Below are 22,148 nucleotides of genomic sequence, written 5' to 3'. Positions count from 1 at the left end.
ATCCGGGCCTGCCTGCGTCAAGTAGGCGGAACTTTCGGACAGAGGCCCTGCAAGGGGCGCGGAACAGGGGCTTTGGCATGGATATTGCGCAGCTGAGTGACAAGATTTTGCAAGGCGACCGGCGCGCGCTGGCGCGGGCGATTACTCTGGTCGAAAGCGGGCGCGACGATCACCGGGAGCAAGCGCTGGCGCTGCTGGAGCGGCTGGCCACAGCGGAACGGCAGGCCTTGCGGATCGGCCTGTCGGGCACGCCTGGGGTCGGCAAATCCACCTTCATCGAGGCCTTCGGCATGATGCTGGTCGAACGTGGCCTGCGGGTGGCGGTGCTGGCGGTGGATCCCAGTTCTACCCGTTCGGGCGGTTCCATTCTGGGCGACAAGACCCGGATGGAGCATCTCAGCCGCCAGAAATCTGCGTTCATTCGCCCATCGCCCAGCCAGACCACGCTGGGCGGTGTCGCCCGTCGCACCCGGGAGGCGGTGTCCTTGTGCGAAGCGGCCGGTTTTGACGTGGTACTGATCGAAACCGTCGGGGTGGGGCAATCCGAAACCGTGGTGGCGCAGATGTCGGATCTGTTCCTGCTCTTGCTGGCCCCGGCGGGCGGTGATGAGTTGCAGGGTGTCAAGCGCGGCATCATGGAAATGGCGGATATGATTCTGGTCAACAAGGCAGACGGCGATCTAAAGCCCGCCGCCACCCGCACCTGTGCCGATTACGCCGGGGCCTTGCGGCTGCTGCGCAAGCGTCCGCAGGATCCCGAAGGCTTTCCTAAGGCGATGATGGTTTCGGCGCTGGCACGGGAGGGGCTGGAGGCCGCTTGGGCCGATATCGAGCATCTGTCGGGCTGGCGGCGCGAGACGGGGCATTGGGCGCGAACCCGGGCGGATCAGGCGCGCTATTGGTTTGCCGAGGATGTGCGTCAGGCCATGCTGGCAAGGCTGGAAACGCCCTGGGCGCAGGGCCGGATGGCGGAACTGTCGGATGCGGTCGCTGCGGGAGAGCAGACCCCTGCGGCAGCCGCGCGGGACATGCTGAAGGGGCTGGGACTGGAATAAACCCGCTGGCCAGATGCGGTGCGGAGACCTTTAAGTCCCGGGCGCACGGCCGGGTTTGGTCGGGTTTGGGCTGGGCTGTGCCACTTTCCGGCGGGGTGGGTGATAAAACCCTGCCATATGGCTTGACCCTGTCAGCGATTCCTCCTAAACGCATCCAACCAGTTTTCGGGCGCAGCCAATGGCCGCGCCCTTGTGATTTGGCGGCAGATTCGGAGTTTTGTCCGGCAGGCCGCCCCAGATACGAAGGATGAACCTATGTCGCGCCGTTGCGAACTGACCGGAAAAGGCCCGATGACTGGCAACAATGTCAGCCACGCCAAGAACCGCACTCGTCGTCGGTTTCTGCCGAACCTGAACGATGTCACCCTGCAGTCCGAGACTCTGGGCCGTGGCGTCAAGCTGAAGATTTCCGCCGCAGCCCTGCGCTCGGTTGATCACCGCGGTGGTCTGGACGCATTCCTGGCAAAAGCCAAGGACGAAGAGCTGTCCGCAACCGCTCTGAAAGTGAAAAAAGAGATCGCCAAGGCACAAGCTGCTGAGGCCTGATCCACTTCAGACCGATCTGATTTTGTAAAACGCCGTGCTGGACATCCCAGCGCGGCGTTTTGCCGTTCATGGCGTGACCGAATGCCGCTTGCGGTCGCCCCTGCGCGGGGGCATATCTGCTGCTGATGATGCGACGTTTGCGGATATATATCGGGATCTTCCTGTCCCTTGCTGTGGTGCTGACCGCCCATAGCGCTGCCGCAATGCGTGGGGCACGGGATGCCTCAGGGCAGATCGTGATCTGCACGGGCACCGGCCCGGTGGCGATCTATGTGGACAGCGACGGCCAACCGGTGCCGGCGCCGCATTATTGTCCCGACTGCGTGATGCATCTCTTGGATGCTGGGCTGCCGGTGCAGCAAGCGCTGCCAATCCCGGCGCGCCCGGTTCTGCAGGACCTGACACTCGATCGCACAGTCCTGATCCCCGTCTCCTGCGGGCAATACGCCCTGGCGCGTGGCCCGCCGATCTCTGCCTGATTTCCAATCCAAACCACCCTGAAAATCAGACAGACTTTGCTACAGGAGACTCAAGATGTCTTTGAAATCCCTCGTTTTCGCCGCCACCAGCGCAGCCGCAGTCACCCTTGCCGGGGCCGCCATGGCGGGCGGTATGATGGTTGAGGACGCCTATGCACGCGTATCGACCAAGATGTCCGCCAGCGGCGCGGCCTTCATGCAGATCATGAACGATACCGGCGCTGATGACCGGCTGATCGATGCGCGTTCTGACGTGGCAGAGCGGGTCGAACTGCACACCCACCAGGGCGATGCCAACGGTGTCATGAAGATGGTGCACGTGGAAGAAGGCTTTGCCATTCCGGCGGGTGAGGTGCACATGCTGAAGCGGGGCGGCGACCACGTCATGTTTTTGGGGCTGACCCAGACCCTTCATCACGGCGATGTGGTACCGCTGACGCTGGTCTTTGAAAAAGCCGGTGAAATCAACGTTGAGGTGCCGGTGGATCTGGAGCGCAAGCCCGGTCACGGCGGCATGAAGCACAACAACTGATCAGCGCCAATCGCGCCGAGACATTGCGGCCAGTCCTTTTCCGGGGGCTGGCCGTTTTCTTTGGAGGCTCAGGCGCGGGCCAGAATGTCGCCGGTCCAGTGGGGCACGATCTCGCTGGCGCGCCCCAGGCGGCTTTCGGCAAAGCTGGATGCGCCGGCCGAGGGCTCAAGATTGAGTTCAACCGTATGGGCGCCCGCCATCTGCGCTTCCTGCACAAAGGCAGCGGCCGGGTAGACCTGACCGGAGGTTCCGATTGAGGCGAAGATATCCGCTTCGGCCAGATGGTCGTAGATGGCTTCCATGAAATAGGGCATTTCGCCAAACCAGACGATATCGGGGCGCGTGCGGGGCTGGGCGCAGGCGGGGCAGAGGTCGGTGGGCGACATGCTGGCGGGGGCGGGCCAGCGGTGATCGCAGGCTGCGCAGAGGGCACCGTTAAGCGTACCGTGCATATGCAGCACATCTTCTGCGCCGCCCTGTTCGTGCAGCCCGTCTACATTCTGGGTGATGATCACAACCTCACCGGGCCAGGACCTTTGCAGCTCACCCAAGGCCGTGTGGGCGGCATTCGGGCTGGCATCGGCCGATTGGGCACGGCGGGCATTGTAGAAGGCGTGCACAAGATCGGGATCGCGGGCAAATCCTTCGGGCGTTGCTACATCTTCGATCCGGTGCTTTGCCCAGAGCCCGTTTTCGTCGCGAAAGGTGCCGAGCCCGCTTTCGGCGGAAATGCCGGCGCCAGTCAGGATGACGATCTTCTCCGCACTCTTTTCCATCGCCGCAAAGCCTCTTATTGCTGTCTTGCCAAAAGGAGTGTGCCCCGATGACTAAACGCATTTTGTTCGTCTGCCTAGGAAACATTTGCCGCTCGCCCGCAGCTGAAGGGGTGTTCCGCGACCTTTTTAAGCAGGCCGAGACGGATAGCGCGGGCACGGCGGGTTATCACGTGGGAGAGCCGCCCTACGGGCCTATGCAGGCAGCGGCGCGGGGGCTGGATCTGTCGGATCTGCGGGCGCGGCAGTTCGAACCGCAGGATTTTGCGCGTTTTGATCTGATCGTGGCGATGGACGGTGACAACCTGCGCAATATCGAGGCGCAAAGGCCTGCAGACCAGATCACGCCCGTGGTGCTGTTCACCGACTTTGCTGCGGGCAGTAGCGCGGATCATGTGCCCGATCCCTATTATACGCGGGATTTCGACGGCTGCCTCGACCTGATCGAGCAGGCGGCGCGGGGGCTGGTCTCCCATCTGGAGGCAGGGCACGCCCTCTGACGTCGGCCTTAGCTGTCGATGACCTTGAACGCCCCTGCCAGCCAGGGAAGCCGGACCAGCGCCGGATCGATCATCTGTGTCTGGATCAAGTGCCGCATGGTCTTGGCCACGTCGCGGGGGACCTGATCCGCCCAGTCGTTGCCGCTGAACAGGGAAATGGTCCGACCGGCGGCACCAAAGGGCAGGGCGTAGGCTTCGATCTGATCGTGGAACCGCACCGCCCGCATATACCCCAGCGGCGTCGTGATCGCCCAGCCGATCCGGCGCGCCACCATGGCCATCAGGGCAAGGTGCGAACCAATCTCAAACCGGCTTTCAAAGGCAAGGTTTTGACGGGTCAGATGGGCGTCGATTTGCTGTGAAATCAATTGGTCCCGTGCATAGCGCAGAAACGGCAGGGTATTCAGCTCGCTCACGCTGACCTTCGGAAGGCCAGTATCCGAGGAGCCGATGAACCCCTTTGGGGCCACCAGAATAAAGGGATCCTGTACCAGTGGCAGTTCCACCAGCCCTTCGTGCAGGGCGCCGGTGGTGGCGGCTACGGCGATGTGCAGCTCGCGCTCTTCCATGGCGCGGATGATGTCGTGGCTGGAGGCGGTGATCATCTTGAACCGGCATTTGGTCAGGCTCTCGGCAAGGATGGTCACCAACCGCGGGGTCAGATCATTGTCGAAATCGTCGATCAGACCGATCGACAGTTCGGGCAGGTGGCTGAGATCGACAACCGTCAGCTCGCTTTGCGCCAGACGCAGCTCTGCAAGCACCGCCTCGGTGCGGGCCAGAAATGTGCGTCCCGCCGGGGTGACCACCATCGGGCGGCGGCTGTGGTCCACCAGGTCGCAGGACAATGATTTTTCCAGATTCCGCAATTGCTGGCTGACTGCGGGTTGGCTGAGCCCGGTCATTTCCGCAGCCTGCGCCACGGATCCGGTTCTTGCCAGGGCGGCAAAGACTTCCAGCCCTCTTAGGGTAACACCCTTCGTCAACATGAATATGCTCCAAATATGCATCTTCTTTCTCAACGACAGAAAGATGCGGGGTCAAGGGTTGTATTGGAGCGGATTTCCCCTGTGCGGCACTGCAGCATCTGCGCCGGGCCGTGGGCCGCGCAAAATCGGGGGCGCGTCACGGAGGCATGAGAGGGGTGTGACCGTCGTAACGCTGATCTGAATAGACGCCTTTGAGAGGGGCTGTATCAGCCGCAGACGCGCGCGGCGTTGGCGCCAAATTCCTTGTAGCGTTCCCAAAGCTGTTCATCGCCGCGATGGCTGGATTGGCGTACGACCTGCGCCTGATGCGGATCGGCAAACCACTTCGACACCTTGGAGCGCTCCGAACGGGTCAGGCTCTTGTTGGCGACTTTCTGAATGCAGCTGCACAGCCCGGCCTTTGCATAGCCGCGTTCGGACTGACGACAGGCCCTTTCGATGACGCCTGCGTCGACAGAGGGTACGCTGAACGCAGTCGTCAGGGCCGCGGCACAGAGAAAAGAGCTCACAAAACGCATCGTCATGTCCTGTCCAGTGGTCATTCGAGAAAGGCCGCTGGCAGGCGGCTGGCGCGACTATGCCGCAGGTTTGGCTGGCTTTCAATTGGGGTTAATAATCCATAAATCATGCGCGGGATTTTGCCGGGACCCTGAAACAGCCCCGCCCGGATACAAGACCGGGCGCGCCTGCCTGCCCCCCCGACAGGCGCGGCCCTTGGTTAGAGAACGTCGAGGACTCGCAAACCAAGTTCGCAGAAAATATGTGGAATGAGGCGCGATTATGAGAACGTGGGGCAGAAATTATCCTGCATGCTGCCGCTTCTGGCGCGCACCCTTAAAAATATCGCTGGGTGGCGTCACGCGCGCGCTTGACCAAACTCAAAATCCGAACCATATCCCCAGACCATGACAGAGCTCTCAAAGATCCGCAATTTCTCCATCGTCGCCCATATCGACCATGGCAAATCCACCCTCGCTGACCGGCTCATCCAGGAGACCGGGACGGTGGAGTCGCGCGATATGAAAGAGCAGCTTCTGGACGCGATGGATATCGAGCGTGAGCGTGGCATCACCATCAAGGCCAACACGGTCCGGATCGACTACAAGGCCGACGATGGCGAGACCTATGTGCTCAACCTCATCGACACCCCCGGCCACGTCGACTTTGCTTATGAGGTCTCCCGCTCCATGCGCGCGGTTGAAGGCTCGCTGCTGGTTGTGGACAGCACCCAAGGGGTCGAGGCGCAGACGCTGGCCAATGTCTATCAGGCGATCGACGCGGATCACGAGATCGTCCCGGTGCTGAACAAGATCGACCTGCCCGCATCTGATTGCGATCGCGTGGCTGAGCAGATCGAGGATGTGATTGGCATCGACGCAAGCGAAGCCATTCAGGTCTCGGCCAAGACCGGGCAGGGCATTCACGAGACGCTGGAGGCGATCGTACAGCATCTGCCTGCACCCGCAGGTACCCGCGATGCGCCGCTCAAAGCCATGCTGGTGGACAGCTGGTATGATGCCTATCTGGGCGTGATCGTGCTGGTGCGTATTATGGACGGCGTCCTAAAGAAAGGGATGCGGGTCAAGTTCATGTCGAACGACACCCTGCACCATGTGGACCGGATCGGCGTCTTCCGCCCTGCCATGCAGGTGGTGGATGAACTCGGCCCGGGTGAGATCGGCTTCCTGACCGCCTCGATCAAGCAGGTACGCGACACCCGCGTCGGCGACACCATCACCAATGACCGGAACGGCTGCGAGGTGGCTCTGCCGGGCTTCAAACCAGCGCAGCCGGTGGTGTTCTGTGGTCTCTTCCCGGTGGATAGCGCCGAATTCGAAGACCTGCGCGACGCCATCGACAAGCTGGCTCTCAACGACGCCTCCTTCAGCTTTGAGATGGAGACCTCGGCGGCGCTGGGCTTTGGTTTCCGCTGCGGTTTCCTGGGCCTGTTGCACCTTGAGGTGATCCGCGACCGGATCGAGCGGGAATACAATATCGAGCTGATCACCACGGCGCCGTCGGTGATCTATCACGTCTACATGAAGGACGGCGAGAAGATCGACCTGCACAACCCGGCCGACATGCCTGACATGTCCAAGGTGGATCACATCGAGGAACCGCGGATCAAGGCGACGATCCTTGTGCCGGATGAATACCTCGGCGATGTGCTGAAACTCTGCCAGGACCGCCGCGGCATTCAGGAAGACCTGACCTATGCCGGCACCCGCGCCATGGTGGTCTACGATCTGCCGTTGAACGAGGTGGTCTTTGACTTCTACGACCGGCTGAAATCGGTGACCAAGGGCTATGCCTCCTTTGACTATCATCTGACGGGCTACCGCGAGGACAATCTGGTGAAGATGTCGGTGCTGGTGAATGACGAGCCGGTGGATGCGCTGTCGATGATGGTGCACCGGGACCGCGCCGAGATGCGCGGCCGGGCCATGTGCGAAAAGCTTAAGGACCTGATTCCGCGCCACATGTTCAAGATCCCGATCCAGGCGGCCATCGGCGGCAAGGTAATCGCGCGCGAGACCCTGTCGGCGCTGCGCAAGGACGTGACCGCGAAATGCTATGGCGGCGATGCCTCGCGTAAGCGCAAGCTGCTGGACAAGCAGAAAGCGGGTAAGAAGAAGATGCGCCAGTTCGGCAAGGTCGACATCCCGCAGGAGGCCTTCATCTCGGCATTGAAAATGGATAGCTGAGGCCGTCTGGCGAAAAATCCGTGTAGATCAAGGGCGCCATTCCTTTCGCGGGAGTGGCGCCTTTTTTGTCTCTGCAGCAGGTGCGGGACCTGTATTGGCGTGTGAATGCCGGGGAGTTAGACGTTATGGGGCGCCAATTGGCTGGCGTAGGCTGACAGTATGTGCGTCTGCGTCAGGTGGAGGCAGCCCCCGGGCCTTTGGTCGATACTGTGGAAATGTGGCGGGACCACCAGGCAACCGTGCGGTTTTGATTCCCGAGGACCTGTATGTACAGGTGGGCGCCAGGTAAACGGACCAGGATCCGAACAGAGCCAGCTCCCTCGGAATTGCTTAAGGCCACTGGAATGCTACCTGTCACAAGAAGGGCAGAACCCGCCACGGCCCTAGGTAGTGTGCGGGCGCTGCGGCGGCAAGGGGCAAGTGGTAAGAGTTTTTGCCTTTACCGTCCTCGGGCTTGCATTTTGTTCCCGAATTGTTCACTCCTGATGCCATGGTGGATGAGAATGATCTGGAGCGGTTTCAGCCTGGTCAGCGGCTGGCGCGCGGGGTGGCGCGGTATTTGCGCTCGCTTGGCTTTGTCTCGGTCGAGGAATTCGTGCCCACACGCGGCCTGCGCGTTGATCTGATGGCGCTGGGCCCAAAGGGCGAGATCTGGGTGATCGAATGCAAATCCAGCCGCGCCGATTTCCAGTCAGACAGCAAATGGCAAGGGTATCTCGAGTGGTGTGACCGCTATTTCTGGGCGGTAGACACCGAGTTCCCTGTGGAGATCCTGCCGGATGAAACCGGTCTGATCATCGCCGATGCCTATTATGGCGAGATTGTGCGCATGGGGCCGGAAGAGAAGTTGGCCGCAGCCCGGCGCAAGAAGATGACGCACAAGCTGGCGATGGACGCCGCGCGGCGGCTGCAGGCGGTTCTCGACCCCAGAGTGTAGCAGATGTGATCCTCACATGCGCAGATCGACCGCTTGTTCTTGTTTCAGGATCTTGTCGACCTGACCGCTTGGCAGGGCCAGCGCGACAGTGCCTCCGTTTGCCAGACCTTTGACTGTGACCGAGCTACCATCGCCAAAATTGATGAGCAGGGCATCGTCCTTCTTTACGATGGTGGCGCTGGCGGCTTTTTCGCTGGAGACCATGAGGGCCAGATCTGCACCGTCCGAAAGGGTGACCACGTCATTGCCCTCGGCCGCGCCATCCTGCAGCGCCATGGTAAAGCTGCCTTTTGACAGCAGAACCGTATCGTCGCCTGTCCCGGCACCAAATGTGACATGCCCCTGCGCTGCCAAGGATAGCGTGTCATCGCCGCTGCCTGTGTGCAGGCGGGCGTACCGCGGGAAGTCCAGCCCGTCCCCGGATTGATCATTCAGCACCACATTGACCACATCATTGCCGTCGCCGGTTCTTACGCCGTCCAGAACAGTGGCGTTAAGGGTCAGAACATCGTCGCCCGATCCGGTATCCAGTCGTGACACGACCCCCGCGCGAATGGCCAGGCTGTCATTGCCATCGCCGGTGTTCACCTGATTGAGGTGGCGGGCCGAGATGCTGAGCGCGTCATCGCCCGTACCGGTATCGAGTCCCGTGATCGTTTCCGCATTCAGAGCGACCGCGTCATTACCGCCACCGGTCGAAATCTTGCGTATCGTCTGTGCTGAGATCGCCAAGGAATCGGCGGCGGAATAATTGGCATAATACGTGGTCATCCGCGCCCCGCCGGATTTGTAAACGACCAACTCGGTGCCTCGGTTTTGCCGGTCGGTATGCACGTCCTCGACCACATCGCCGGTCAGGGCTACGGCGTCCGATCCATCACCGGTTTCGATGCCCTTGATCACCCCGCCAGCGTAGGACACGGCATCGTTGCCAGAGCCGGCGCCGAAGGTGTTTGGAGGGGGTGGAAAGAAGGCGTGAATATCGCCCTCGTCTGTGACCATCAAAAGCATGAGGTGGCTGCTCTGGCTGTTGTCCTGTTGCAGCGTGGCGAGGGCCTTTTGCATTTCTTTGGTTTTTAGCGCGAAGGCAATCGCGCGCGCATTGTCCTCCAAGCGTTTCATGTTGGCCTCCGCTTCCTTGCGCTGCTCTAGGCGTTCGGCGCGCTGCACCTTCTGGCTTTCTTCCAGAAGGGTTTTGGCGCTGGCCCCTTTGGTCCAATCGGTGGCTGTGGTTTCCGCAGTCGCCGCCAAATCCGGTGTGGTCGTGCCAGCATAAAGGCCGGTAAAGCTGTTGATGCCGAAAACGGAGTTCATAATCTGCGCCCCTCTAAATCCAAATGAATGGCCTTTAGGGTCGCGCTGGAGTCTCAAAAAGAAATTAATCGCGCTGAAGGAAGCAGTAACGTTTTTTTGTTTAGTCGCGAGGTTTCATAGCTACTTGGCGTTAAGTGGCTTGCGTAGCAGTAAAGTTTCCACGCTCGGGTGGGAACTCAGGCGCGGTATGTGACGCACCGCTTCAGTTATCTGGCGGGCGCCTGCACGGACACAGCCGCCCGTCCGGGTGCCAAGGTCAGTCCGACAGGCTGCGGGCTGCCTGAGCGGCGGCGCGGATTTCGTCGGCGATTTCCTCGGCTTCTTCGGGGTCGAAATCCATCGGGATCTCAATATCGCCGGCTTCGATGAAAATGCGGACCATGCCGATATCGGTTGGGCCGATCTGCATGTTTGCTTCGATATCGCGTTCGCTGTTGATGCCCATCGTGACCTCCTGTGGGTGACCTTCTGCGGCGCATAAACGGCCTGAGGCATCCTGCTAGCCCGGAGCCTGTTGAAAGGCAAGCGGGCATCGTGGTCAGATAAGCCATGGAAAAAGTGACTTTGCGCCGATTCGAAGCCGAGGACAGCCCCTGGCTGGTGGAGCGGCACCAGACCCTTTACACGCAGGACGAAGGGTTCGACGACACATTTGGCCCGCTGGTGGCCGAGATCCTGCGGGATTTCTGCGCGGATCATGATCCGGAAAGGGAACGCGGCTGGATCGCAGAGGAAAACGGCCAGCGGCTTGGCTCGATCTTCTGCGTCCGGCTGAGCGATACCACCGCCAAGCTGCGCCTGTTCCTGCTGACGCCCGAGGCGCGCGGCAAGGGCATCGGCAAGCGCCTGCTGACCCAATGCATGCAGTTCGCGCGTGATGCGGGCTATCAGGATATGACGCTATGGACCCATGAAAGCCACGAAGCGGCCTGCGCGCTTTATGCTGCATTCGGCTGGGAACTGGCCGACAGCAAACCGGTTCATTCCTTCGGACAGGATTTGATCGAACAAAGCTGGAAAACTGTGCTTTAACCCCCTTGCGCTCGCTATGTACCTAGGCTAAATCGCCCACCAGTGCCGCCTTAGCTCAGTTGGTTAGAGCGCTGGATTGTGGATCCAGAGGTCCCCTGTTCAAGCCAGGGAGGCGGTACCATTCTCTCCCTTTTTCACGTAACGCATTGATTGCGATCGGCTAGTTCGCATGCATGGGCGCGCCCAAGGACCTGTAGGCGCTACAAGGGCTTGGCGGCAGCAGATCACCCGCATGCCATGCAGGTGAGCGTTGGTCTGATCCATCTGAACCCGTTGCAGCACTGCTGTGGCTCGCCTGACCGGTACGGGCGCGGTTATTCGCCTATGGTCGTGGTGGTTGTCGTCGTGGTGGTGCCGGTTTCGTCATCACCGGTCACGACCAGAAGAATCACACTGCTCAGAATCACTCCGGCTGCGGCGGTGGGGCTTAGCCCGGTACCCTGCATCGCTTCGGGCAGCGTTTCGCTAACCGCTTGAGAGTTGGAGGCGCGGCAGGTGACCTTGAGCAGCCCGCCCGGCAGGTATTGCGCCGAGACCGGAACCCCTGCACCGCAGGCGGCGCGGCTCTTTGCTTCGTTGAGGGCTGCGCTTGCGCCCTGGGCTGCAAGCGGTCCGGGGGCGGTAAAAAGAATCAGGGCGGCTAGGGCGGTCAGAGAGCGGGGGGAAAACATTGAAGCCTCCGAAAAATCATTACGATACTCTCCTGACAGCTTACAGACCTATGCCGCGCTTGCAACGACGGCGCGGGAATGGGACAGTTTCAACATGATTTCTGCCGATGCCCCGTTTGCGGGGCCGCCGCCGGATGGTGGCTAGGGCATGTGGTATTGGTATCCGGAGTTCGAGTGACATGACGCAAAGTTTCCTAAGCAGATGTGCGGCAGCGTCCGCAGTGATGGCCCTGACGGCGGGGCCGGTTCTGGCGCAGTCAGCGCCGGTTCTTTACACGGTCATCGTCCCGGCGGGCGAGTTCGGCTCGGCGGCGTTCCTGCGTCAGTTGGTGACGAGCCTCTCCGCCGCCAAGGCCTTTTGCGCTGATATCGACGCTGCGGAATACCGGGTGGATTGTCTCGCGGAGCGTCTGGAAAGCGTTTCAGCGGAAATCCCCGAAGATTCGGATTACGAGGAAGTCCGCCAGGTTCTGCGGGACACAGCGCGGGACATTCACCGTCTGACCCGAAATAACCGGGATTGGAAGCAGGGGAATGCCTATGCGTCGCGCAAGGCGTCGCCCTCGGACCGGACCACGCGTCCGCTGACGCCGGTCAATCCGGCACGGGCAGCGCGGGTCAATCAGCAGGCCAGCACCATTTTGGATCAGGCGCAGACGGTCCTGTTGCGCAGCGCCGAAGCGGCAGAAGAGCGGCGCTCGCAATATGTGCAGATTGCCGAGGCGCTGGGATCGAACAAGGTGCTGCTGCGTTCCTGACGCAGGCCGCCCGCCTTGCTGTGTCGGGGGGGGCTATTTCAGCTCGATTTCCTGCCGGACCGCACTGGTTTCGGGATCCAGAATCAGGATGCGCTGATCCTGGGTCACCACCGCCACCCAGCCGGTGCCAAAGGTGACAGCCTCGGCCGTGACGCCGTCGGGCAGGGTGATGCTTTCGGGAAGCGAGGGCCCGTCTGCAGACAGACGGATGACAAGCAGCGAGATTACCACTACAAGCCCGCCAATCATGACCACGGTCAGCGTGGTCACCAGTCGGCGCAGGAACTTCAGCTGCGGCGGCTCTTCTTGCAATTCGGGTTTGGAAGGATCTGTCATGGAGCGCCGCCGGATAGAATTCGTTATCGCGGAAAATCCGCCTAAACGGCTTGATAAAGCGGTTTCACGTGATGTGCCAGAGGAGGCAACCCTATCGCGGACCCGTCTGGCGCGGCTGATTGACGAGGGCGCGCTGTCCGTTGACGGGCAAGTGGTGCGCGATCCCAAGGCGCGGGTCGAGGCAGGGGCGGTGATTGCAGTCACCGTCGAGGAAGCCAGTGACAGCCATATTGGCCCCGAGGATATCCCGCTGGATGTGGTGTTCGAGGATGATGATCTGATCGTCGTCAACAAACCGGCGGGCATGGTGGTGCATCCGGCGCCGGGCACGCCTTCGGGCACGCTGGTCAACGCGCTAATGCATCATTGCGGCGATAACCTCTCGGGTGTCGGTGGGGTGAAGCGCCCCGGTATCGTGCATCGCATCGACAAGGAAACCTCGGGTCTTCTGGTGGTGGCGAAATCCGATGTTGCGCATCAGGGGCTTGCGGCGCAGTTCGAACGTCACACGGTCGAACGCTATTACCGCGCGGTCTGCTATGGCGTGCCCGATGCCAACGATCCCCGGCTGCGCGGTGTCAAAGGCGCCAGTTTCGAGACTGGCAACATCCTGAAGCTGACCACCCAACTGGCCCGTCACAAGACCGACCGGCAGCGTCAGGCGGTGCTGTTTCAGGGCGGTCGCCACGCGGTGACGCGGGCGCGCATCGTGGAACCTTTTGGCAATCCTCCAGTTGCTGCGCTGATCGAATGCTGGCTGGAAACCGGCCGGACCCATCAGATCCGGGTGCATATGGCCCATGCGGGTCATGGGCTGATTGGTGACCCGACCTATGGCGGCAAACGCAAGCTGCCGGTTAAGGCGCTGAGCGAAAAGGCGCTTGCGGCGGTTCAGGCCTTTCCGCGGCAGGCACTGCATGCGGCGGTTCTGGGCTTTACCCATCCGGTCAGCGGCGAAACGGTACGGTTCGAGGCGCCCTTGCCGCAGGATATGCAGGACCTTCTGGAGGCGTTGCGCGGCGCAAAAGGGTGAGCCATGGACCGCCGATAGAGGCCTGTGATCAAGATTACAGACCGTGATCGCGGGTTCGGTATAAGGTGTGATTATCGGTAGGACTTGAAACGGAAGAACCTCTTCCCCATATTCGTCCTACAACAACGCTGATGTTAAGTCCTTAAACATTGGGAGGGACAGACCGAATGGCGAATTATGCAAACCTGCCTGCACCGACACCGGAAGGTGGCCTGAACCGTTATATGCAGGAAATCCGGAAGTTCCCGCTGCTGGAGCCGGAAGAAGAATACATGCTGGCCAAGCGGTGGGTCGAAGAGCAGGACACCAAGGCGGCGCATAAGATGGTCACCTCCCACCTGCGGCTGGCGGCCAAGATCGCCATGGGATACCGCGGTTACGGTCTGCCCCAGGCCGAGGTAATCTCGGAGGCGAACGTCGGTCTGATGCAGGCGGTGAAACGCTTTGATCCTGAAAAAGGTTTCCGTCTGGCGACCTATGCCATGTGGTGGATCCGCGCCTCGATCCAGGAGTATATCCTGCGGTCCTGGAGCCTTGTGAAACTGGGCACCACCTCGGGCCAGAAGAAACTGTTCTTCAACCTGCGCAAGGCTAAGGCCCGTATCGGCGCCCTGGAAGAGGGCGATCTGCGTCCGGAAAACGTCAAGAAGATCGCGACCGATCTGGGCGTGACCGAAGCCGAAGTAATCTCGATGAACCGCCGCATGTCCGGTGGCGACGCGTCGCTCAATGCCACTGTCGGCAGCGAGGGCGAGGGCACCATGCAGTGGCAGGACTGGCTGGAAGACGAAGATGCCGACCAGGCGGGCGATTACGAGGCACGGGACGAGTTGGAAGCGCGCCGCGAATTGCTGGCGCAGGCGCTTGATGTGCTGAATGACCGGGAAAAGGATATCCTGACCCAGCGCCGTCTTGCCGATAAACCGGTGACTCTGGAAGAGCTGAGCACCCAGTATGACGTCAGCCGCGAACGTATCCGCCAGATCGAGGTGCGCGCGTTTGAGAAGCTGCAAAACAAGATGCGTGCTTTGGCGTCGGAAAAAGGCATGCTGACCAGCGCCTGAAGACAGGCTGCGAATGAACGGCAAAGAAATGCAAAAGGGTTGCCCCGCGGGCAGCCCTTTTTTCTTTCGGTCACGGATTGGGATGCGGGCGAAATGGCATTGGAAGCCGACGTTGCTGAGGCGTCTTGGCGGCGCTGTCAGATCGACCCGAGATAATACCCGATAGCCTCTGCCAGTTCAGTTTCCTCATAGCCAAAATGGGAACGCACAACCTCTTCCAGTTTTCTGAATGTCGCGGCGGCCTGGGCGAAGTTTGCATCGCTGGGATTTTCGGCCAGCGTATGCGCCGCACGACCAAGGCGGATGATCAGCTCGTGAACCACCTCGTGTTCCGCCTTCAATTTGGCGATGACTTCGCGGAACTTTCCACCGCCCGCAGCCTCGATTCGGGGGAACATGTCAGCGCCTTCAATATCGTGGTGCATCTTGAGCACCTGGCACTCGCGCCCGCAAAGCGATCCGAACGCCCGGAAATTCTCAGCCATGTCGAGTGAAAGCACGATCTGCTTCAGGTGCTCAGGCGGGGTGTCCCGCGCCTCGATCCGGGTCAGGACCGCAGCGATCTGGGCCATCTCCATCAGGTAATGACGATGGATTGCTGCCAGTTGTCGCCCCTGGTGACGGTGTGCGTCCGTTGCTTCCGGCACCAGCGGTGCTTTGGGGCGGGCAGCCTCGTCGAGGCTGAGTTCATCCAAAGTTTGTGTTGAAAGATCGGTCATGATGGACATGAAAAGCCTTGCTCAGGCTAAGTCAAGGACGTCTGCTTTTTGGTTCAGGGCGGCCGTTCATGTTGCGACGGTGTGGGAATAGACTGATGCATCTGGGTGCAAAACGCGCAAGCTTTGGACGAGTACATGCCTGTAGCGTCCAGGCCTAGGCCGGTCAGCGAAAGGCTGGCGCGGTGGCTGGCAAGCTGAAAGACCTTTTGGGGGCGACCTGATCAACGGCTGGCGAAAGGCTGGCAAGGATGATCGAGCTGCACTGGCGAAGTGCTGGCGTTGTGTGGCTGGCTGGAAATCAGGGGGCTGGCGATGCTGGCTGTCTGGCTGGGACCCGGTAGGGTGTCCTCGCTGGAGTGCTAGCTTTGCGTGCTGCCGTTGATTCTGGCTTGCTGCAGATCTTGAAACCTCGATAGGCAATAGCGAAGGGTGGGTCAAGAAAAATGTGTAAATTCAAATACTTGATTAGTTTTGTCGGGATTTGACCGCGGGTGCGCCGGCAGGCTGAATCCGCGAGATAGATCTGCCGGCCAGAACGAGAAACGCCGCCCCGGCGAGGGGGCGGCGCGATGCAACGTTGTCTTTTTCCGGCGCAGCGGTGGATCAGTCCAGCCGGGCCCGGATCACCCGCAGCATGTTTTCCCCGGCGACCTTACGGATCTGTTCGGGCGTCAGGCCCGCCTGCAGCATGGCATGGGTGAGGGCGGCAAGTTCCGAGGTGTCGAATGTGGTCTCGACCGAGCCGTCGAAATCCGACCCCAGCGCGACGTGATCCGCGCCAACGACCTCGATCCCGGCCTTCACCGCGGCGGCGACGCCCGCAGGGCTGTCATCGCAGATCGCATCTTTCCAGTAGCCGATACCGATGACCCCGCCCTTCGCCGCGATCTCCCGCATCAGATCGTCCTGGAAATTCCGTTTGACCGGGCAGTCCTTGTGAATGCCGCCATGGGAGACGACCAGCGGAATATCGGTCATCTCCAGAACATCACGCGCCACTTGCGGGCTGGAATGGGCGAGATCAAGGATCAGCCCCCGGTCCACCACGGCTTGTACAACCGAGCGTCCGAAATCGGTCAGCCCGGCATTGCTGGCGCCGTGCAGCGATCCGCCGAGCGCGTTGTCGAAAAAGTGCTGCAAGGCCACCAGCCGGTACCCGGCATCCTGCAAGCCCTGCAGGTTGTCGAGGTTTCCTTCCAGCGGATGCGCGCCTTCGATACCAAGGATCCCTCCAACCACGGCCTCGCCCGACAGCTTGCGTTCCAGCAGCGCATCAAGGTCGGCTTCGGATTTGATGATGTGCAGCTTGCCGTCCGACTTTTCTTCAAACCCGTGCAGTTTTTCCGCCTGATAGACGGCGCGCTCATAAAGCGAGCCCCAGGTGCGGATCGGCCACATCTGTGCCACTGCCAAGAGGGTAATATTGTCCATCGCGTCGGTTTCATTGTGGTCATAGTTCTGACCAGCGGGGGATTTTGTGACGGCGGTAAAGACCTGCAAGGCAACGTTGCCTTCGATCAGGCGGGGGATATCCACCTGCCCCCTGTTGCCACGCTTGGTGAGGTCGCGTTTCCACAGCAGGGGATCGGCATGCAGATCGCCGATCAGCAGCGTCTTGTGCAGCTCGGCCGCCTCGTCGCTGACGGGGTAGGGATCGTGATCGGCCACTACGTTGCGGCCATTTTCGATATAGCCCGGCACAAAGATCAGTACGCCGATCACCACCACGACCAGCAGGACCACCAGCCGTCCCAGCCATTTTGCAAGTTTTCGCATGAAATACCCTCCCCAAAATCTGCTCAAAGAAACTGCTGGCAGGCTACTGCGGACAGGGCAGGGCGCAAGGAAAACGTCGGGGCAGCCGCCCGGCTTGCCCCGCGCGGTCTGGGCGCCTAGGCTGCGGGTCTTCGCATCAGGACGCGGGAGGGCGTGATATGGCAGGTGGATGGGCGCGCGACGGCGCGGTGAGCGAGCAGATCGAAGCCTCGATCAGCGATGAGCTGGCGCGGATGAAAGCGCAGCAACAGCCCGTCGGCGAAAGTCTGACCCATTGCGCGGATTGTGAAGAAGAGATTCCCGAAAAACGCCGCCTGGCCCGCCCGGGTGTGAAGCTATGCATCGATTGTCAGGAAGAGCGCGACGGAGCAAAGGCGCAGCGCGGCGGCATCAACCGGCGCGGATCGAAGGACAGTCAGTTGAAGTAATCGCGGGGGCAGATGGCTGCTTTGAGCCCACACCTACCACAGGCATGTTCAAGAAACAGGCTTCTCAGAAAGCCTCCAGGTAGGGAAACGACGCTCATTTCCAGCATGAAACAGACACAGCTTATTCCCACTGGGATCATTTAGATGGGCCGTTCTCCATCTGAACGTTTGGTCTTTGGGTTCGCCTTTGAAGGCGATACCGCGTTCACGCAACTCAGTGAACTTCTGATCCACATCATCGACCTCAAAGTAAATGACGGTGTTTCCCACAGCTATTTGACCTGATTGGTAGATCGAAAAGGTTGCCGAACCTGATGGCATTTCGAAACGAGCGTATTCGCCTCTTTCGGAAACGATCAGACGGAGTCCAAGTTTGGTGTAAAACTCGATACTCTCCTGAAAATCTTGCACTTCGATCAATACTTGATTTAAGTCCATGTCGACCACTCCGACTATCCAGAAACGCTTTTGCATCCAACTTAATGTCTCAAGTAAGGTTGAGGTGAAGGCGCAATGTCCGCTCAGTCCGCACAGCGGACGATCAGGCGGGCGCTGGGCACCCGCCTGACGCGATGGATCAATCCTCCATCGCCTCCAGTTCGTCGATCATGCCGGAAATCATCGACAGGCCTTTGTCCCAGAACTTGGGATCCGAGGCATCAAGGCCAAAGGGCGCCAGAAGCTCCTTGTGGTGCTTTGAGCCGCCCGCCTTCAGCATGTCGAAATACTTCTCTTGGAAGCCCTCGGGGTTTTCCTCGTAGACCGAGTAGAGCGCGTTCACCAGCCCGTCGCCGAATGCATAGGCGTAGACGTAGAAGGGCGAGTGGACGAAATGCGGGATATAGGCCCAGAAGGTCTCGTACCCTTCCATGAAATCAAAGGCTTCACCCAGAGATTCCGCCTGCACCGACATCCAGAGCGCGTTGATGTCATCCGGGGTCAGCTCTCCGCCGCGGCGCGCTTCGTGCAGTTTGCATTCGAAATCATAGAATGCGATCTGGCGCACGACCGTGTTGATCATGTCCTCGACCTTGCCCGCCAGCAGCACGCGGCGTTCATTCTGGTCCTTGGCCTTTTCCAGCATCTTGCGGAAGGTCAGCATCTCGCCGAACACGGACGCGGTTTCTGCCAGCGTCAGCGGGGTGGAGGAGAGCATTTCGCCCTGACCGGCGGCCAGCACCTGATGCACGCCATGGCCCAGCTCATGCGCGAGGGTCATCACATCGCGCGGTTTGCCGAGATAGTTCAGCATGACATAGGGGTGCACATCGGTGACAGTGGGGTGGGCAAAGGCGCCCGGCGCCTTGCCGGGTTTCACGCCCGCATCGATCCAGCCCTTGTTGAAGAAGGGATCGGCGATTTCGGCCATGCGCGGATCAAAGGCGCCATAGGCCTCCATCACGATGTCGCGGGCCTCGTCCCAGCCGACGGTGCGGGAGACTTCCATCGGCAGCGGCGCGTTGCGGTCCCAGACCTCCATACGGTCAAGACCCAGCCATTTGCGCTTCAGCTCGTAATAGCGGTGCGACAGCTTGGGGTAGGCGGCCACGACGGCTTCGCGCAGGGCCTCGACAACTTCGGGTTCGACATCATTGGCCAGATGGCGGCCCATCTGCGCCGAGGGCATGCCGCGCCAGCGGTCGACGATTTCCTTTTCCTTGGCTTGCGTGTTGTGGACGCGGGCAAAGATCTTGATGTTCTCGGCAAAGACCCGCGCCAGTTCGCGTGCCGCGGCTTCGCGTTTGCTGCGGTCTTGGTCGGTCAGGAAGTTCAGCGTGCCTTCGATGTTCATTTCTTCACCGTCTACGGTGAAGGTCAGACCGGCGATGGTTTCGTCAAACAGCTTCTCCCAGGCGTCGCCGACCACGCCCAGATCGTGCAGGAATTTTTCCAGCTCGTCCGACAGCTGGTACGGCTTCATCGCGCGGATGCGGCGGAAGACGGGTTCATAACGGGCAAGATCCGCATTGGCGGCAAACAGCGCCTTCAGCTTGTCATCTTCGATACGGTTGATCTCCAGCGTGAAGAAGACCAATGGCGTGGTGAAGACGGTGACCTTTTCCTGGCAATCCGACAGGAATTTGGCGCGGTCTGCATCAGTGGTCAGCTGGTAATAACGCAGGCCCGCATAGGACATCAGGCGCCCGGCGATGGCGTTGATTTTCTCGTTGCGCAGCACGCAGTCCAGCAGACCCGCCGCATCAAGATCGGTCAGCTTGCCTTCGTAATCGGCGGCAAAGGCGCTGCATTCCTGCTCCAGCCAATCCAGATCGCGTGCCAGTTCGGGGGCGTCATCAGCGGTGTAAAGATCGGTCAGATCCCATTCGGGCAGATTGCCGAAGGCGTCAGAGCCTCCACCGGCATTGGCGTCACGAACGGGGAAAGGCAGTTGAAACATGGGGCCTCCTTGAAGCGTCATGTGAAAAGATGAGGCACAGCCGCGCCGTGCCATTCGATTGACATCTAAGCAGCGGCGCGGGGGATCACAAGCGATCAGCGGCGCCGCCCATCAGCCGGGGGCGTTCAGCCCCGGTATTGGTCAAAGAGGGCGCACATGCGGTCAAAGGTGTGATGGCGGATGGCTGGACCTTCCATCACCACCTCGTGCTGGGCACCCTGAACCAGATCCAGCTCGCCGCCGGGCCAGCGCTGCATGCGGTCCTTGATGGCGTCGGTGTTTACGATCTGCTCGTCGCTGCCAAGGAAGGTGATGCAGGGTAGCGCCGGAGAGGGGCGCTGGGCCAGGGCGGCGCATTCCTGCAGTCCTTCGCTCAGCCAATGTACGGTTGGCCCGCCCAGTGTCAGATCCGGCTGGGCCTCCAGCTGTTCCTGCATGAACCGGTACATGTCTGCGTCATTGGTCAGAGTGTTGCCTTCGTAGGGGGCGGATTGCACGTAATGCCCCTTGGTCGTGGTGGGCGCGCGCATTGCGCTGAAACCCAGATGCGGCGCCAAAGCGCCTAAGATGCGTGCGACGGGGCGCATGGCGGCGGGGATCTGGATCCCCCACATTGGCCCGGTGAAGGCGCAGGCCTTGACCGGCAACCCTTCGATCAGGGCACGCAGCCCGATGGCGCCGCCCATGGAGTGAGCCAGCAGGAACCAGGGCTTCGGCAGGTCAAGCTGCTGCGCCAGTTGCACCACGGCGGCGACGTCCTGCTGAAAGTCGGGGAAATGCTGAACATGGCCAAGACGCCGGTCGTCCAGCATCCGGTCGGCCAGCCCCTGTCCGCGCCAGTCCACGGCCAGCGTCGCAAAGCCGCGCCGACCCAGGTCGATGGCTGCAGGGCCGTATTTTTCGATATATTCGGTGCGTCCGGGAAAGATCAGCACCGTGCCCTTGATCGCCTCGCGCGGCAGACCATCGGGCAGCCAATGGCCCACGCGGATGCGCAGGCCATCTTCGGTGGTCACCCAATGGGCTTCTCCCCCTTCCGGACCATCGGCGATATCGCGAAAATACGGGGCAGGGGTCAGATCCATAGGGCGGGTCTCCATCATTCAGGTCGGTGTGGTCAGGCGAGGGCCGAGGCCAGTTTCATCGCGGTGCCCATGTCGCCGTCAACGCTCAGCTTGCCGGTCATGAAGGCGCTGGTGGGGTTAAGTTCACCGGACAGGATCGCCTCAAAGGTTTCGGCATCGGCGGACATGGTGACATCGGTTTCTTCGTCGCTGATCCGTGCACCGTCGCTGTCCAGCACGATCGCGCCCATGTCTTCGATCTGGAACTTGGCGCTACCGTCAAAACCGGCGGCATCTAGTTTTTCATTCAGGGCTGCGGCGGCTTGTTTCAGGGTGTCGCTCATCGGGTCTTCCTCGCTCATTTGCAGGGGCATCGCACTTTTATGTGAAGCTTTCGTCTACGGCACTGGAAAATGCGATGCACGGGGTTACACTGAGGGTCATCATGGTTGCAAATGTTCCGAACCTCAAAGCTATCGTGGCGGCAACGGCACTGACAGTCACGTTTTCCCTGCCTTCGGCGGTTCTGGCACAGGTCGGAACCGGTGCCCCGGATGAGGCGACGCTACTGGCAGAGCTGTCGGTGGCCGATCCCACCGATGCCGCTGCCATCGATCGTGAGCTGCAGGCGCTGTGGCGCAAAAGCGGCTCGCCCGCGATGGATCTGCTGCTGACGCGCGGCGTCCGGGCGCTGGAGCGGGGCGACACGCAAGAGGCAATCGAGCATCTGACCGCGCTGACCGATCACGCGCCGGGATTCGCGCGCGGCTGGTATGAGCGGGCGCGCGCCTATTTCGTCATCGGCCTTTATGGGCCCTCGGTCGCGGATCTGGAGCATGCGCTGGCGCTGAACCCCAATAATTACGACGCGATCTACGCGCTGGGCACCATCTTTGAACAGTTCCGCGATCCCCAGAATGCCTATGCCGCCTATTTGCGCGCCAAGGCTATACATCCGACGCATCAGGAAGTAACCAAGGCGCTCGACCGATTGGCGCCCTTGGTCGAGGGCAAGGAACTCTAGGCCCCGACCGGGGCA

26 protein-coding genes and 1 tRNA gene are annotated in these 22,148 nt (G+C 60.8%); 14 read left to right on the top strand and 13 right to left on the bottom strand.

Annotation, left to right across the window (positions count from 1 at the left end; all coding sequences use genetic code 11):
- The first annotated feature begins 77 nt into the window (after positions 1-77).
- From meaB to AC5SSZ_RS10910, 4 genes are all read left to right on the top strand, one after another.
- The gene (gene meaB, locus AC5SSZ_RS10925) at positions 78-1,055 is read left to right on the top strand and encodes a methylmalonyl Co-A mutase-associated GTPase MeaB (RefSeq protein ID WP_495438186.1); all 978 of its coding nucleotides are present in this window, start codon (positions 78-80) and stop codon (positions 1,053-1,055) included.
- Between the two features lie 255 nt (positions 1,056-1,310).
- Positions 1,311-1,601, top strand: coding sequence for a 50S ribosomal protein L28 (gene rpmB, locus AC5SSZ_RS10920; RefSeq protein ID WP_065272959.1), 291 nt, complete (start codon positions 1,311-1,313; stop codon positions 1,599-1,601).
- 125 nt (positions 1,602-1,726) lie between these two features.
- Positions 1,727-2,080, top strand: a complete 354-nt coding sequence (locus tag AC5SSZ_RS10915) for a hypothetical protein (protein WP_495438185.1) — start codon at positions 1,727-1,729, stop codon at positions 2,078-2,080.
- A 55-nt stretch (positions 2,081-2,135) separates the two neighbouring features.
- The gene (locus AC5SSZ_RS10910) at positions 2,136-2,612 is read left to right on the top strand and encodes a copper chaperone PCu(A)C (RefSeq protein ID WP_495438184.1); all 477 of its coding nucleotides are present in this window, start codon (positions 2,136-2,138) and stop codon (positions 2,610-2,612) included.
- A gap of 68 nt (positions 2,613-2,680) precedes the next feature.
- Here the strand turns inward: AC5SSZ_RS10910 and AC5SSZ_RS10905 are convergent, their stop codons facing one another.
- The gene (locus AC5SSZ_RS10905) at positions 2,681-3,388 is read right to left on the bottom strand and encodes an NAD-dependent deacylase (protein ID WP_495438183.1); all 708 of its coding nucleotides are present in this window, start codon (positions 3,386-3,388) and stop codon (positions 2,681-2,683) included.
- Positions 3,389-3,435: 47 nt separating this feature from the next.
- On the opposite strand from AC5SSZ_RS10905, the gene AC5SSZ_RS10900 reads away from it, so the two are divergent.
- The gene (locus AC5SSZ_RS10900) at positions 3,436-3,885 is read left to right on the top strand and encodes a low molecular weight protein-tyrosine-phosphatase (RefSeq protein WP_495438182.1); all 450 of its coding nucleotides are present in this window, start codon (positions 3,436-3,438) and stop codon (positions 3,883-3,885) included.
- A gap of 8 nt (positions 3,886-3,893) precedes the next feature.
- Here the strand turns inward: AC5SSZ_RS10900 and AC5SSZ_RS10895 are convergent, their stop codons facing one another.
- A complete protein-coding gene (locus AC5SSZ_RS10895) occupies positions 3,894-4,874 on the bottom strand; it encodes a LysR family transcriptional regulator (RefSeq protein WP_368998568.1) in 981 nt (326 codons plus the stop codon).
- A 206-nt stretch (positions 4,875-5,080) separates the two neighbouring features.
- Positions 5,081-5,392, bottom strand: a complete 312-nt coding sequence (locus AC5SSZ_RS10890; protein WP_065273772.1) for a hypothetical protein — start codon at positions 5,390-5,392, stop codon at positions 5,081-5,083.
- 387 nt (positions 5,393-5,779) lie between these two features.
- Between AC5SSZ_RS10890 and lepA the strand changes: the two genes are divergently transcribed.
- Entirely contained in the window at positions 5,780-7,579 is a 1,800-nt protein-coding gene (gene lepA / locus AC5SSZ_RS10885; protein ID WP_065272964.1) for a translation elongation factor 4, read from the top strand.
- Between the two features lie 490 nt (positions 7,580-8,069).
- Positions 8,070-8,516, top strand: a complete 447-nt coding sequence (locus AC5SSZ_RS10880; protein ID WP_274868664.1) for an MmcB family DNA repair protein — start codon at positions 8,070-8,072, stop codon at positions 8,514-8,516.
- Positions 8,517-8,528: 12 nt separating this feature from the next.
- On the opposite strand, the gene AC5SSZ_RS10875 is transcribed toward AC5SSZ_RS10880, so the two are convergent.
- Both AC5SSZ_RS10875 and AC5SSZ_RS10870 read right to left on the bottom strand, forming a co-directional pair.
- Complete coding sequence (locus tag AC5SSZ_RS10875) at positions 8,529-9,830, bottom strand: hypothetical protein (protein ID WP_274839713.1); 1,302 nt, start codon at positions 9,828-9,830, stop codon at positions 8,529-8,531.
- Positions 9,831-10,086: 256 nt separating this feature from the next.
- Entirely contained in the window at positions 10,087-10,275 is a 189-nt protein-coding gene (locus AC5SSZ_RS10870; RefSeq protein ID WP_065272966.1) for a DUF6324 family protein, read from the bottom strand.
- A gap of 104 nt (positions 10,276-10,379) precedes the next feature.
- On the opposite strand from AC5SSZ_RS10870, the gene AC5SSZ_RS10865 reads away from it, so the two are divergent.
- Both AC5SSZ_RS10865 and AC5SSZ_RS10860 read left to right on the top strand, forming a co-directional pair.
- Entirely contained in the window at positions 10,380-10,862 is a 483-nt protein-coding gene (locus AC5SSZ_RS10865; protein ID WP_065272967.1) for a GNAT family N-acetyltransferase, read from the top strand.
- Positions 10,863-10,906: 44 nt separating this feature from the next.
- Positions 10,907-10,983, top strand: a tRNA-His gene (locus AC5SSZ_RS10860).
- 193 nt (positions 10,984-11,176) lie between these two features.
- Here the strand turns inward: AC5SSZ_RS10860 and AC5SSZ_RS10855 are convergent.
- The gene (locus AC5SSZ_RS10855; RefSeq protein ID WP_495438181.1) at positions 11,177-11,533 is read right to left on the bottom strand and encodes a hypothetical protein; all 357 of its coding nucleotides are present in this window, start codon (positions 11,531-11,533) and stop codon (positions 11,177-11,179) included.
- Between the two features lie 224 nt (positions 11,534-11,757).
- Between AC5SSZ_RS10855 and AC5SSZ_RS10850 the strand changes: the two genes are divergently transcribed.
- The gene (locus AC5SSZ_RS10850) at positions 11,758-12,291 is read left to right on the top strand and encodes a hypothetical protein (RefSeq protein ID WP_495438180.1); all 534 of its coding nucleotides are present in this window, start codon (positions 11,758-11,760) and stop codon (positions 12,289-12,291) included.
- Positions 12,292-12,324: 33 nt separating this feature from the next.
- Here AC5SSZ_RS10850 and AC5SSZ_RS10845 read toward each other — a convergent pair whose 3' ends face one another.
- The gene (locus AC5SSZ_RS10845; RefSeq protein WP_274832964.1) at positions 12,325-12,627 is read right to left on the bottom strand and encodes a DUF6476 family protein; all 303 of its coding nucleotides are present in this window, start codon (positions 12,625-12,627) and stop codon (positions 12,325-12,327) included.
- On the opposite strand from AC5SSZ_RS10845, the gene AC5SSZ_RS10840 reads away from it, so the two are divergent.
- Positions 12,626-13,660, top strand: coding sequence for an RluA family pseudouridine synthase (locus tag AC5SSZ_RS10840; protein WP_495438179.1), 1,035 nt, complete (start codon positions 12,626-12,628; stop codon positions 13,658-13,660). The two genes, AC5SSZ_RS10845 and AC5SSZ_RS10840, sit on opposite strands and share 2 nt — an antisense overlap.
- A gap of 167 nt (positions 13,661-13,827) precedes the next feature.
- Positions 13,828-14,724 carry an RNA polymerase sigma factor RpoH gene (gene rpoH, locus AC5SSZ_RS10835; RefSeq protein ID WP_065272972.1) on the top strand — a complete coding sequence of 299 codons (897 nt, stop codon included), beginning with the start codon at positions 13,828-13,830 and terminating at the stop codon, positions 14,722-14,724.
- A 137-nt stretch (positions 14,725-14,861) separates the two neighbouring features.
- Here rpoH and AC5SSZ_RS10830 read toward each other — a convergent pair whose 3' ends face one another.
- Both AC5SSZ_RS10830 and AC5SSZ_RS10825 read right to left on the bottom strand, forming a co-directional pair.
- Positions 14,862-15,452: a hemerythrin domain-containing protein gene (locus tag AC5SSZ_RS10830; RefSeq protein ID WP_495438178.1), complete on the bottom strand. Its 591-nt coding sequence runs from the start codon at positions 15,450-15,452 to the stop codon at positions 14,862-14,864.
- Between the two features lie 594 nt (positions 15,453-16,046).
- Positions 16,047-17,219, bottom strand: coding sequence for a dipeptidase (locus AC5SSZ_RS10825; RefSeq protein ID WP_495438177.1), 1,173 nt, complete (start codon positions 17,217-17,219; stop codon positions 16,047-16,049).
- A gap of 158 nt (positions 17,220-17,377) precedes the next feature.
- Between AC5SSZ_RS10825 and AC5SSZ_RS10820 the strand changes: the two genes are divergently transcribed.
- Entirely contained in the window at positions 17,378-17,647 is a 270-nt protein-coding gene (locus tag AC5SSZ_RS10820) for a DksA/TraR family C4-type zinc finger protein (RefSeq protein ID WP_274830083.1), read from the top strand.
- Positions 17,648-17,695: 48 nt separating this feature from the next.
- On the opposite strand, the gene AC5SSZ_RS10815 is transcribed toward AC5SSZ_RS10820, so the two are convergent.
- From AC5SSZ_RS10815 to AC5SSZ_RS10800, 4 genes are all read right to left on the bottom strand, one after another.
- Positions 17,696-18,085: a VOC family protein gene (locus AC5SSZ_RS10815; RefSeq protein WP_495438337.1), complete on the bottom strand. Its 390-nt coding sequence runs from the start codon at positions 18,083-18,085 to the stop codon at positions 17,696-17,698.
- Between the two features lie 139 nt (positions 18,086-18,224).
- A complete protein-coding gene (locus AC5SSZ_RS10810; protein WP_495438176.1) occupies positions 18,225-20,045 on the bottom strand; it encodes a M3 family oligoendopeptidase in 1,821 nt (606 codons plus the stop codon).
- Positions 20,046-20,170: 125 nt separating this feature from the next.
- Positions 20,171-21,145, bottom strand: coding sequence for an alpha/beta fold hydrolase (locus tag AC5SSZ_RS10805; protein WP_495438336.1), 975 nt, complete (start codon positions 21,143-21,145; stop codon positions 20,171-20,173).
- A gap of 17 nt (positions 21,146-21,162) precedes the next feature.
- The gene (locus tag AC5SSZ_RS10800) at positions 21,163-21,453 is read right to left on the bottom strand and encodes an SCP2 sterol-binding domain-containing protein (protein ID WP_495438175.1); all 291 of its coding nucleotides are present in this window, start codon (positions 21,451-21,453) and stop codon (positions 21,163-21,165) included.
- Positions 21,454-21,554: 101 nt separating this feature from the next.
- Between AC5SSZ_RS10800 and AC5SSZ_RS10795 the strand changes: the two genes are divergently transcribed.
- Positions 21,555-22,133, top strand: a complete 579-nt coding sequence (locus tag AC5SSZ_RS10795) for a tetratricopeptide repeat protein (protein WP_065272977.1) — start codon at positions 21,555-21,557, stop codon at positions 22,131-22,133.
- Positions 22,134-22,148 lie beyond the last annotated feature (15 nt).

Source organism: Phaeobacter sp. CC-HEC084 (genome assembly GCF_059429255.1).
The sequence above is the reverse complement of the archived record's forward strand: the minus strand, read 5'-3'. Positions and strand labels throughout refer to the sequence as shown.